The sequence below is a fragment of the Algoriphagus pacificus genome, from assembly GCF_017254845.1.
In the GTDB taxonomy this organism is placed as follows: domain Bacteria; phylum Bacteroidota; class Bacteroidia; order Cytophagales; family Cyclobacteriaceae; genus Algoriphagus; species Algoriphagus pacificus.
Map to the genome: position 1 here is coordinate 222,712 of NZ_JAFKCU010000005.1, position 11,813 is coordinate 234,524.

Annotated in this window: 9 protein-coding genes; 7 read left to right on the forward strand and 2 right to left on the reverse strand. The window is 38.7% G+C overall.

Going from position 1 to position 11,813, the window contains the following annotated elements:
• Nucleotides 1–99: 99 nt before the first annotated feature.
• The 3 genes from J0A69_RS18475 to J0A69_RS18485 all read left to right on the forward strand — a co-directional run bounded on the left by J0A69_RS18475 (nt 100) and on the right by J0A69_RS18485 (nt 2,115).
• On the forward strand, nt 100–471 hold the full coding sequence (locus tag J0A69_RS18475) for a hypothetical protein (protein WP_206588106.1): 372 nt from the start codon (nt 100–102) through the stop codon (nt 469–471).
• Between the two features lie 3 nt (nt 472–474).
• The gene (locus J0A69_RS18480) at nt 475–1,452 is read left to right on the forward strand and encodes a hypothetical protein (protein ID WP_206588107.1); all 978 of its coding nucleotides are present in this window, start codon (nt 475–477) and stop codon (nt 1,450–1,452) included.
• Between the two features lie 75 nt (nt 1,453–1,527).
• Nucleotides 1,528–2,115 carry a hypothetical protein gene (locus J0A69_RS18485; RefSeq protein ID WP_206588108.1) on the forward strand — a complete coding sequence of 196 codons (588 nt, stop codon included), beginning with the start codon at nt 1,528–1,530 and terminating at the stop codon, nt 2,113–2,115.
• Here the strand turns inward: J0A69_RS18485 and J0A69_RS18490 are convergent, their stop codons facing one another.
• Entirely contained in the window at nt 2,116–3,780 is a 1,665-nt protein-coding gene (locus J0A69_RS18490; RefSeq protein ID WP_206588109.1) for an FAD-dependent oxidoreductase, read from the reverse strand.
• Between the two features lie 147 nt (nt 3,781–3,927).
• On the opposite strand from J0A69_RS18490, the gene J0A69_RS18495 reads away from it, so the two are divergent.
• Nucleotides 3,928–6,366: a TonB-dependent receptor gene (locus J0A69_RS18495; protein WP_206588110.1), complete on the forward strand. Its 2,439-nt coding sequence runs from the start codon at nt 3,928–3,930 to the stop codon at nt 6,364–6,366.
• Between the two features lie 12 nt (nt 6,367–6,378).
• On the forward strand, nt 6,379–7,701 hold the full coding sequence (locus J0A69_RS18500) for a PepSY-associated TM helix domain-containing protein (RefSeq protein ID WP_206588111.1): 1,323 nt from the start codon (nt 6,379–6,381) through the stop codon (nt 7,699–7,701).
• Nucleotides 7,702–7,762: 61 nt separating this feature from the next.
• On the opposite strand, the gene J0A69_RS18505 is transcribed toward J0A69_RS18500, so the two are convergent.
• Entirely contained in the window at nt 7,763–9,916 is a 2,154-nt protein-coding gene (locus tag J0A69_RS18505; protein WP_206588112.1) for an alkaline phosphatase family protein, read from the reverse strand.
• 314 nt (nt 9,917–10,230) lie between these two features.
• Between J0A69_RS18505 and J0A69_RS18510 the strand changes: the two genes are divergently transcribed.
• On the forward strand, nt 10,231–11,016 hold the full coding sequence (locus J0A69_RS18510; RefSeq protein ID WP_206588113.1) for a gamma-glutamylcyclotransferase family protein: 786 nt from the start codon (nt 10,231–10,233) through the stop codon (nt 11,014–11,016).
• Nucleotides 11,017–11,094: 78 nt separating this feature from the next.
• Complete coding sequence (locus J0A69_RS18515) at nt 11,095–11,811, forward strand: hypothetical protein (protein ID WP_206588114.1); 717 nt, start codon at nt 11,095–11,097, stop codon at nt 11,809–11,811.
• Nucleotides 11,812–11,813: the final 2 nt, after the last annotated feature.

The following is an 11,813-nucleotide window of genomic DNA, read 5'->3' on the forward strand; positions in this document are numbered from 1 at the left end:
ACCTGAAACTGAGGGTAATCGATAATTCAAAAAATTAATTTAAATTGATTTTAAATCCCTCATCAGAAGGATCATGTTTTAACCTAGCTTTTTTGAATTATGGATTCTGTAGAAGAAATGAGGGAATTCCTGATCGAATGTATCAAGAAGCATGTCCCCCCACTTCGCATAAATAAAGATAAATCAGATGTTTTTGAAGTTTCTGGCACCAAGCATGCCATGCAAGGAAAACAGTTGGTTGATGGATATTATTTTGGGAGTGTTGTGCCAAAACCCAAAGATGTGAGGCTTTATTTTTTCCCCATTTACACGCATCCAAGTGCCTTTGATCTGATTTCAAAGGACCTCAAAAAATGTCTTAAAGGGAAAAGCTGTTTTCATTTCAAATCAATTTCACCTGAAATGAAAACCGAAATCGAATCGATGATTGAACAAGGAATTAAAGTCTATTCTGAAGAAAACCTCGTCTGAAAAATGAAACGTCTTCTATATTTAGCTTTGCCTCTTTTAGTTTTTACAGCAATGGCATGCACCTCTGGAACAAAACAAATGGAGGGTAAAAATTCCGAATCTACGTTTACAGAAGAGGAGGCCTCATTTATTGGGGATTTTGTAACTGAGGGATACTTTGATAGAGAAAAGGGATTTGACTGGACTGTGGTTCGGATCTTTATGGATAACCAAGGTTCAATAAAATCAGAGATCAGCTCCAGATCGGATTTAAAAAGGCCAAGTTGTACCTGGAAAATAGACTTAGAAATCAAAAATCCAAACACTCTAGAAGCTCAATGGATGGATGATTCCTTTCTTTTCGAAGTCATTGGAGATAGTCTTTTCATTAAAGGGTCAGATGAGAAATCAGATGAATCTCTTTACTTTTTTTGCAACGGAGGAGCAAGCCTGAAAAACAGCTATGTCAGACTCGAAGAAAGCTTTGACAGTACCCAAATCAGCGGATATACTTTCGAGCAGGAATTGGAATTGCAGGGAATAAGTTTTGAGGTTCACGCTACAGAACAAAACCCATACACAACCATTTTAATCGAAACTGAAGGTTTGGAAATAGATTCCACACCAGTGACTCATCAAGTGGATGGAGGATATATCAAATCTGAAATTGAGGATTTAAACTCCGATGGATGGCCCGAATTATTGGTTTATTTCAATTCCTATGGCATGGAAATGAAGTCTTTTTTAATTGGCTATTCTGTAAATAATGGAAAGTCTATGAGTAGGATCAGCATGCCTGAATTGAGTGAAGAAGCAGCGGCTGGATTCCAAGGCCAGGATGAGTTTGCCATAGTCGAAACTTCATTAGTTAGAAGATTTCCAATCTACAAACTCGAAGATGGGAAATGGATACCTTCTGGAAAAACAAGGCAAATCCAGTACAAACTCAGAGACGGTGAAGCCGCAAGAGAGTTTTATGAAGTAAGTATCATGGAGTTTTAAAAAGGTCTGTCTTTTGGAGAGAAAGCGATTTCAAAAATAAAACCGTAAATTGAATCAGACCCAAAACAACGCACCATGAAATCTCTATTCTTTTTATCTCTTGGCTTTTTGTTTTTTATTGAAGGAAACGCCCAAACAATTCCTTCCAAAGAAGTTCAAATCAAAACTGCCCTAATGGCTGCTCCTGAAGAAAAACAGGCTGGAGCGATGGTTTATGGCTATGATTCCTCAGGTGAATTTGTAGTCCTTCGAAAAGGCACCAACGAAATGATCTGCATCACTGATGACCCTAAAACTGATGGCTTTAGCGTATCCAGTTATCAAAACAGCCTTGAACCTTTTATGCAAAGAGGGAGAGATTTGAAAAAGGAAGGCAAAACTTTTCAGGAGATTTTTGATACCCGCGAGGCTGAAGGAAAGAGTGGGAAATTGAAAATGCCTACTGAAGGTGCTTCTCTTTATGTTTTGACTGCAGATAAAGAAAATTACAATCCTGCAACTGGCGAAGTTTCAGACACCTATTTACGATATGTAGTTTATCTACCTTGGGCAACTTCTGAGACTACCGGCCTTCCGCTCAAACCCAGTGCGCCAGGTATGCCATGGATTATGGATCCAGGCACTCACCGGGCACATATCATGATCACTCCTCCTAGGGATTAATTACAATCTTCCTTCCAGTTCCATGACTTGTTTTTCATTGAGAAGCACTTCACGAAGCATTGTGTAATCCAAGTCTTGAACAGCAACATTCTCATCGATTGACAGGGAAGCAGCCGCTGCTGCAGATTGACCTAAAATCATGAAAACAGGTTCCATTCGGATTGAACCGAAAGCTGTATGGGAGCTAGATACACATACCGGCACCAATAGATTTTGGCATTCTTCCTTTTTCGGAAGTAAAGTACCATAGGAAATACTGTAAGGGTTTTTCGGGTGAACTCCAATATCTCCTTCATTTTGGACGTTGCCAGCCGCAGTGACAAATCGCTGGGCATTGTGGGAGTCTAAGGAATAAGAACCCATTCCTACTGGATTTGGTACTTCCCGATCACCTAAAACCTCATGCTCTGTCATGACATAATCGCCAATCATCCTTCTTGCTTCTCTCACATAAATTTGATGCGGCCAATTCCCATTGTCCACAAACTCATCTTTTGCCAATCCCCACTGAGCCATTTCATTGCGAACTTCCGCTGGTACTCTTGGATCATTTGCCAAAAAATACATCAGTCCTTTTTGATACAAAATGTGTTCTTCTAAAATGGCTTTTCGCTCCTCATAGCTGGCTTCAGGATAATCATAATTTTTCCCGATATAGTCTGTGCTAAATGGACCATGATTATTTGTATCGGTCTTCAGGTTTGGAATTGGATCATATTTTTCAAAAGTTTCATCCCATCCTGCCGCATATACTCGAGCCAACAACTCATATCGACTGGAATCATAGCCCACTGGTTTTTCAAAAGGAACCCTATTATCGGGATGTCTGCTCAAACACATGCGGTAATTATAGGCTTGTAATCTATCATCCCCAGTACCATTTTCTCCGGGAGGGTTAGATGATATCTCGGGCAATAAGCCACTTGAAGGATCTCCAGGCACTTTATACGCACTGATGGAATCCCGGAAGTAATGTCTATGCTGATACACTCCTACTTGAACTCCATTCCAAGTTTCATCATAAACGTCATTTGCCTCCCTTCCAATATGATAACTCACTCCAGCAGCAGCCATTAAATCACCTTCATAGGTGGCATCAATAAACATTTTACCTTCAAATACTTTTCCCGACAAGGTTCGAATAGCAATGATTTTACCCTCGTTTTTTGTCACACCAGATTCTCTATCCAGCCATTCATCTCGATAGACTTCCAAAGAATTTTCAGAAACAAAGTCCTCAAAAACCTGCTCAGCAGCATGTGGTTCGAAAATCCACATCGTTCTGGCTGCCCCATCAATGGCTGGAGTTCCCTGCCCTTTGTTACCATATTCTTCTCTGGACTGCCACTTCCATGCTGAATCTTGCTGATAATGATCGTAGATTCTTCGATAAAAATCCCTCGCCAAGCCCCCAATCACAGATTTATCTCCGGTATCAGTAAAACCCAAACCACCAGAAGATAGGCCTCCCAGATGCAGATCCGGAGAAACAACAAGGACAGATTTTCCCATTTTCTTGACTTGAACTGCAGCTGCTATGCCGGCTGAAGTACCTCCATAAATGATGACATCCGCTTGAAAATGATCGTTTGAATTGTCCTCAGGTGGATTGCCAGAACAGGCAATTAAAAGAAGACTAAAGGCTAAAAGGGCTAGTTTATTCATGGAATTAATTTAAAAAGTATTCCTCAACTCACAGTATTCCAAGGCGATTCCAATAGATTTTTATTTTTATTTAAAATAATTCTAAATAGTCTGGTTTTATTAAAATTCAGCTACTAGTTTTGCGCTATCAATAATTAGTCTAAATAAATGAAAACATTCGCTACTCTTTTATTCTATATCCTATTAGGTGCCAGTCAAGTCATGGCTCAGGCTACTATTTCAGGAAAAATCAAAGACCAGGAAGGTAATCCCCTCCCTGGAGCCAATATTTTAATCCTAGAGCAAAACACTGGAACTGTTTCAGATTTAGAAGGAAATTATTCAATACACATCAACAAATCAGGTACTTACACCTTGAAAGTTTCATTTATTGGATTCGATGCTATCACTCAAAAAATCACAGTAGATTCAAAAAACACTAGCAAGAATTTCATATTATCAGAGTCTTCATCAGAGCTTCAATCAGTTGAAATTATAGGTAGAAAAGAGAATGGCTATAAAAATACAGCTACTTTTTTAGGTAGTAAAACGCAGACAAACATCAAAGATTTACCACAATCTGTTTCTTATGTAACTAAGGAATTGATCTTGGATCAAGGGTTAATGCGAACTGGTGAAACGGTCAAGAACATGTCTGGTGTAAACCAATTCACTTTTTATGATGACATCACCATTAGAGGGTTTAGAATCAATGGCTCTTCCAACACTCAGTTAGTAAACGGAATGAGAAGCACGTCTGGATTCTGGAAACAGCCACTTATCAATTTCCTAGAAAGAGTGGAAGTCCTAAAAGGTCCATCTTCTGCCCTTTTTGGCAATGCTTCTCCAGGAGGAGTAATCAATCGTGTGACCAAAAAACCATTGGATGTGACTCGGAATACCTTGAGTTTTTCAATGGGAAGCTTCAATAATTTCAGAGCCTTAGCTGATTTTACAGGTCCAGCCAATGAAAGTAAAACGCTCCTATACCGTCTAAATATCGGTTTTGAAGACACTCAATCTTTCAGAGATTTACAATTTGACAAGAATTTGGTCATTGCTCCTTCTCTATCTTTCTTGCCTTCGGATAAAACCAGAGTCAATTTAGACATGGTATTTAATTCATCTAAAAGCCGCTTGGACAGAGGACAGTCAGCATTCGCAGACGACCTTTATGCCACTCCAACCTCCTTGGCTTTAAATACCGCGAATGATTATCTAAACGAACAAACTTATACCATTACAGCTTCACTGAATCACCAGTTCACCCAAAATCTAAGCCTGAATGCTTCCTACATGAGAACAGGCTATAATGAGGATCTCAGTGAGCATAGAAGTTCAAATGCATACGCCTTGGACGGAAATGGAGAAGTCATTCCGAATTTAGTTGCAAGACAGATTTTTATCAGGAAGAGAAGTCGTTATGTAGATAATCTTAGCTCCTATTTAAATTGGAATACAAAAACTGGTGAATTTGAACATCAGGTAGTTTTCGGATATGATTATGCCAAAGAAATGCTTCCTCCAGGAGGTTCTCAACTCACTGCCAATGGCTACAGAAATGCTGCAAATAACGGTTCCATTTCAACATTCAAACCTGAAAATGCTTCAGCCTATCTCTTAGACAAAAATGGCAATCCGGTACCGAATGTTCCTCATTTTGATCTAAATGAACCTATCGGTTCAAACAGGATGCAGGATATGAGTAAGTATTTTTATAATACCCGAGGCTTTGACCCAACCTTGTATCATCTCAATGGATTTTATCTTCAAGACCAGATCACCTGGGGAAAAATTCAGGCTATGATTGGAATTCGCTATGATCACTACACTGATTTTGTGGATTATAGAAAAGACAGCGAAACCAAGGTTTCGCAGCATGCATTCCTTCCAAGATTTGGGCTGGTTTATAAAGCAAACGAAAACATTAATTTCTACGGAACTTATGTTGAAGGATATAATCCTCAGACGGCATCCACGATTTCCAATCCCAATGCCGGAGGTCCTTTCGATCCGCTAATGTCAGAAATGATTGAATTCGGAATGAAGTCTGATTGGTTCAACAAACGCTTAGAATTAACTACTGGAATCTATCAGATCATTCAGAAAAATACTTTGTATCCAGTGCCAGGAGAAACCGATCTTCTTGAGCAGATTGGAAAAGAAGAAGCTAAGGGAATTGAAATTGATTTGACAGGTAGGATTTTGATGAACTGGAGCGTGATGGCTTCCTATGCATACAATGTCGCGGAAATCACCGAAAGTCCAGACGAAGATGATTTGAACAGACAAAAACCAAATGCACCAAAACATCAAGGCAATCTGTGGACTAAATATGAATTCGACCAAGGAGCACTTGAAGGATTTGGATTAGGTTTTGGAACCAATTTCGTAACGGAAAGGAATTTATCCTTGAATGATACCCAGACAATTCCAGGTTACACCTTGATGAATGCTGCGGCTTATTATACCAGTGGAAATTTAAGACTTCAACTGAATATAAATAACCTAGCGAACAAAACCCATTGGGTCGGAGGATACGATTATTTGAGACTTTTCCCTGGAGCTCCAAGAAATTTATTGGCCACCATCACCTATTCATTTTGATCTGAATAACTTATGAAGGGCAAAAGGAATAAAAACATACTTTGGAAAATCCACCATTGGCTGGGGCTATACGTCGGTATCGTCATCGCTGCACTGAGTTTCACTGGTGCAGCTGCGATTTTTATTCCTGAAATTGATCAATGGTTGACAAGAAATTATCACCAAGTATCACCAAAAGAAAGTAAAGTCCCAGTAGCTGATATTTTAGTAAAACTCGATTCAGCTTATTCAGATTACAGATTATTAAATATTTTCCCTCCTGCTAGTTCATATGAAGCTTTAGTCTTTGATTATTATAAGAACGACGGGGCCAATAATGCTCGATACCATGTGTATGTTGATCCCTATTCCGGAGAAATTCTAGGAACCAAAGATCATTACAATGGATTAGCCAACTACCTGAGACAATTGCACGTCCGGCTTTTGGATAATTTATACGGCAGACAGCTTGTAGGCATTGCCGGAATTGGTTTATTCATCATCAGTTTGACAGGAATTCTCATCTATGGGAAGTTCATGAAGAAGCAATCTTTCGCTGAAATCCGAAAGGGAAAGGGACTAAGAATCTTGATGGCTGATTGGCATAAATTAATTGGGATTACAGCTTTGGTTTTCAACTTGATGATTGCAGGTACAGGGGCTTGGCTGGGGCTTCAGCCTAAAATTATTCAGTGGTTTGATATCAAGGCCCCGAATAAATTCAAAAGATCTGAGATTTTGAAAAGTGCTCAGGAAGACATTCAGGAAGTTTTTGATTATGATCATTTGGTCGCCAAAGCTTCTTTAAGCATTCCTGAATTTATTCCTACTTTAGTTATTCCTTCTTCAGATGGAAGTAATACAGTGGAAGTCGCCGGGGATATTCAAGGTTTACCTTTTGAGCCTCATATCAGCAAGATTATTTTTGACAAAACCACTGGAAAGGAAATCTTCAAATATGATATCCGAGATCAGACCTTAGGAGATCAGATTTATTATATCCAGGAAGGATTGCACTTTGGAAGATTTGGAGGGATTTGGCTGAAAATTGCCTATGCTATTCTTGGTTTAAGTTCGGGTATTTTATCAATTACAGGCTATGTAATTTACCTGGCAAGGCAAAAAAATAAATACTCCAAACCAAATTTAGCATTGCGAAGAGTCTCTTTCTATTGCTTGGTGGGACTGATGTCATTTGTAGTTTTCGGATTTATCTCAGTATGGATTGGTTACGCAGTTGCGACTGGGATAGTAACTCCTTTGGTTTACATTTTTCTATTTTGCTATCTCAGTTATCAACTTTATATCTTTTGGCACAAAAAACGAACAATCAAAGAATCAGTCTTAGCCAAATAAGTTGGCCATAAAAAAGCTTCGTCAGAATAAATCTGACGAAGCTTTTTTTAATTATAATTCTTTATTCTATTTCTTTTCGATGTCTCGGAAAGCTTTTATCATAAGGAACAGTTATTTTAGGATCATCGGTCCTTGCTGAAGTCTCTTGGAATACACTTTCAAAAGTCGGAGCCTGATCCATTCTATCACCCATTCCCCATCTTGCTTTAGGAATACCATACCATTTGAGCAAAGTCGCGGCAAAAGAGGTTGAGTCAAATGGAATATCCTGGCCTGATCTGATAACCGTGTTTTTCTTGATCCAAGGAGAGACAAAAATGGTTGGTACTCTTGGACCCATCAAATCAAATTTAAATCCATCCACATTATCATTTGGCCATGGTTTCGCAGCATAAGGTGGTTTCACATGATCATATATTCCTCCATTTTTAGAGAAAGTAATCACAAATAAGGTTTCTTCCCATTGAGGCCCATCTTTAATGGCGTTGTAAATATCCCGAAGGGCTAATTCAGCTGGAACCATATCTCCACCGGGATGGTAGGAAGTCGTACCGATAGGAGCAATCCAAATAGGCTCTAGAAAACTAAAAGTTGGTAAAATTCCTTGTCTCGCCTGAAGCTTAAAAGTTTCAAGACTATTGATGTAAGGAGCTGGCTTTGCGTCAATGCTTGGAACCTGTCCTTGCAGATACAAGTGATAGGTAAAAGGATAACCTAACCAATCAATGACATTGTAGATTTTCCAATCCTTGAAACCATTGTTATATAAAACTTTCCAGAGAGATTGGCGGTGAGGAAAGTTAGGCCAGTATTCATAAATACTACCTCCCTCCCAGGTATCCAATCGGTTCATTCCTGAACCCGTGACTGAAAATGCACGATTGATATCGGTTCCACCTGGTACTGAACAAAACCATTCATCGCTGATTGCAAAATTTTCCGCTAGTCCATTCAAAACAGGAAGTTGCTCTGGAGTTAAGCTGAGCATCACATCGGTATTGGAATTGTTTCTTACAAAACCTCCCATATCCGGGGTGGCATGTCCTTTATATCCGGGGTGGGTTTCATAAAACATCTGTTGCAAACCGTCAGAATTATCATGAAAAGGATCCTGACCTTGATCAGACAGATCATAATCTTCGCTGAGTTTCCCGTCTTTAAATTTGCTGGCATAGACCTTCTTCCCTTCTTGGAGATTGTAATTCTCTGTGCTTGCACCGTCGAAAGGCCTATCTGATCCAATGAAATTGATCGAAGATTGGTTGTTTTCATACAACCAGCCACAGACATTGTCAAAGGATCTACTTTCCAACATGTAATAGACTACACGCTTGATTTTAGTTCGCATAAAGTCAATAGTGCCAGGTTCCGTTGATGCACCAACATTCACTTTTTCTAAAGTTTGGATTCCTAGTATTGAACCTACTCCACTAAAATCACTAGGCAAATCACCATCACAAATCAGATTACGGAAAGGATGTTTTGCGGCAGGATCAAAAGCCCAAAGACTAAATTTCAGTTCACCTGGAACCCAGGTTAATATCTGCTCACCAACAACCACTATTTGATGCTTGGCTTCTATCCCCTCAAAAGTTCCTGATTTGACCTCTGGAATTGACAAAGGCATCGTACTCTGAGGATCAAAACTCCAAATCCTATAAGTATTGGTTGCAGCATGTCTATCAAGAACATAATTACCAATGTTGATGAGTTCATTTCCTTCCAAAATAGTAGGAAATCCACCTTGTGGGGTATAAGTACTCGGTATTGGATCACTGGTGTTTGGAGCTGTTAGATTAGGGTCAAAATTATAGAGCATGTAGGTTCCTCTCCCCTTTCCTCCCACAAAAAACAACATAAAGTTGCCCATCGAAATAAGTGGCAGCGTTTTCTTTTCATCTGGGTTGTCCGAATACCTCGGGCGATATCCCCAAAATTTTGTAATTGGCCAATGTCCATTCTGAATGGTTTCACCAGCCAATGGGTCTGAAGAGGATTCATCAAATGAAATCAGTCTATACGGAAAAGAATTCTTTGAATCCGCCGGACCCCAATCCAATAAATACCCTCCAATAGGTGCTAATTGGTGAGTAGAATCAAACTTGGCTGTTGGAGAAATTGGGAGTTTCGTAAAAATGTTTTTTGAGTCAGGAGTGAATGTCCAAGCTCCATATCCATCATCAGACTTGTTTCTTGTGATTAAAATAGTGCTCATAGAAAATAATTTAAAGGAGGAAAATTTTTAAAAATAAATCGGTATTGATTTTCCTAATCTACTTAGAAAATGAATAATTATATCTAAATTATCTAAATAAATTCTAAAAAAAATACAAGTTATGAGGTTTAATAGTCCAATATTTTCTAAGTATAAGTCACTTTGAAAATGCTTTTACTGAAAATTTTAAATTTAATATTCGCATCAGCTTGAATTTGGATTTTCTACACTGGAAGGAGCGAATCTCCTCTGAGTATTAAAAATTTGAATTGTTGATTTTAGCTTGTTTGAAAGTAAAAATTATTAAAAACAGCATGTTCTATTATTTTGGCTACGGTTCAAATATTAACCTGATTTCATTGAAAGCTAAAGGTGTGATACCCGTCAGCTCAGAGAAAGCTGTGCTGAAAGACTGGAAGCTTCGATTCAATGTTCAACACTGGTTCACACATGAAGGAGGGATGGGTAATATCGAACCAAGCACTGATTCTGGAAATTGGGTAGAGGGAATGATTCATTTATGTCCTGAAGAGCATTTGCCTTCCCTCGACGCAATGGAATCTGAGGGAGTAGCTTATAAAAGAATAGAAATCGAGGTTGAAACTGATAATGGACCAAAAAAGGCTCTCACTTATGTAGGAATGCCTGCGTTTTTAAATGAAGAATGCCTGCCAACGAGACGCTATTTGAATATTATCCTGAAGGGAGCTATTCAGGCTGGATTATCGGAAAATTACCTTTTCAAATTACAAAACCAAGTTTTGAAACCAGAGGAGACCTATCCTGACTTTGAACCTCAAAAAGATGTAAACAAGGAATTTAATTCAGAATCAATATCGCCTTACAAGAACCTGACAGCATTGGCAGGGCATGTTTTTGATATGTCAAAGGCTCGAAGGAATCTTCAGGTTATTACTCCCCTTTTTGGAGGAAAAGATATGACTCTGTTTCATATCAAAAGACATGACTCCAGTACTGGAAACGAACAGATTGAGGATTTCTTAAATGACAGAATATCACCTGCGGTAAAGAATTACCTCAATGGTTATTTGGATGCCTACCAAAAGGAATTTGAATATGTTGGCAAATACAAGTATTAAAAACTGATAACTGCCAAAAAAATGAGATATTTAGAAAGATTGGACATTTGAAAAAACATAAATTTTAAACCACCAAAAATGACTAATTACTTAGAATCGATGCCTCATGGAGATATCCAGGAAGTATTCAAAGATGTGTTTTTCGTTACAGGAACTATGAAAAATGAGTTTTTCGGTTCTATGTGGCAGTTCAGTCGAAACATGACAGTTGTCAAAGAGGGTAATAATCTTACCATCATCAATTCGGTCAGGTTGAATGATGAAAGTTTAAAAGAACTTGAAAAGCTTGGGAAAATAGTAAATGTCGTCCGGATCGGTGATATGCACGGAGTAGATGACCCATTTTATGTCCATAAATATGGAGCAACATTTTGGGCACTTCCGGATATGAAAGTCCAAGACAGCATTAAGATCGATAAAGCTTTGGTAGAAGGAGGCGAAATGCCATTTTCTGACTGCTCTCTTTTCGTATTTAAAACAGTCAAAAGGCCAGAATGTATTCTGAGACTTGACAGAGAAGGAGGCATAATGATCGCTTGTGACTCTTTACAAAACTGGATCGAACCTGATCAGTTTTTTGATGAGGAAACAATTCCAACAATGCAAAACATGAACTTTTTCAAACCTGCAAATCTTGGTTTGGCTTGGTTACATGAGAGTCAACCGCAAGCGGATGATTTTGTGAGACTCAAAGAAATCCCTTTCAAGCATGCACTTTGTGGACATGGTTACCCATTAAAGGACAATGCGCAGGAAGAATATCACAAGACTTTTAATGAAATTTTTAAGGTATAATA

Coding starts and splice junctions, on each gene's coding strand:
- J0A69_RS18475 (WP_206588106.1), top strand. CDS start 100: ATGGATTCTGTAGAAGAAATGAGGGAATTCCTGATCGAATGTATCAAG.
- J0A69_RS18505 (WP_206588112.1), bottom strand. CDS start 9,916: ATGAGCACTATTTTAATCACAAGAAACAAGTCTGATGATGGATATGGA.
- J0A69_RS18485 (WP_206588108.1), top strand. CDS start 1,528: ATGAAATCTCTATTCTTTTTATCTCTTGGCTTTTTGTTTTTTATTGAA.
- J0A69_RS18480 (WP_206588107.1), top strand. CDS start 475: ATGAAACGTCTTCTATATTTAGCTTTGCCTCTTTTAGTTTTTACAGCA.
- J0A69_RS18490 (WP_206588109.1), bottom strand. CDS start 3,780: ATGAATAAACTAGCCCTTTTAGCCTTTAGTCTTCTTTTAATTGCCTGT.
- J0A69_RS18515 (WP_206588114.1), top strand. CDS start 11,095: ATGACTAATTACTTAGAATCGATGCCTCATGGAGATATCCAGGAAGTA.
- J0A69_RS18495 (WP_206588110.1), top strand. CDS start 3,928: ATGAAAACATTCGCTACTCTTTTATTCTATATCCTATTAGGTGCCAGT.
- J0A69_RS18510 (WP_206588113.1), top strand. CDS start 10,231: ATGTTCTATTATTTTGGCTACGGTTCAAATATTAACCTGATTTCATTG.
- J0A69_RS18500 (WP_206588111.1), top strand. CDS start 6,379: ATGAAGGGCAAAAGGAATAAAAACATACTTTGGAAAATCCACCATTGG.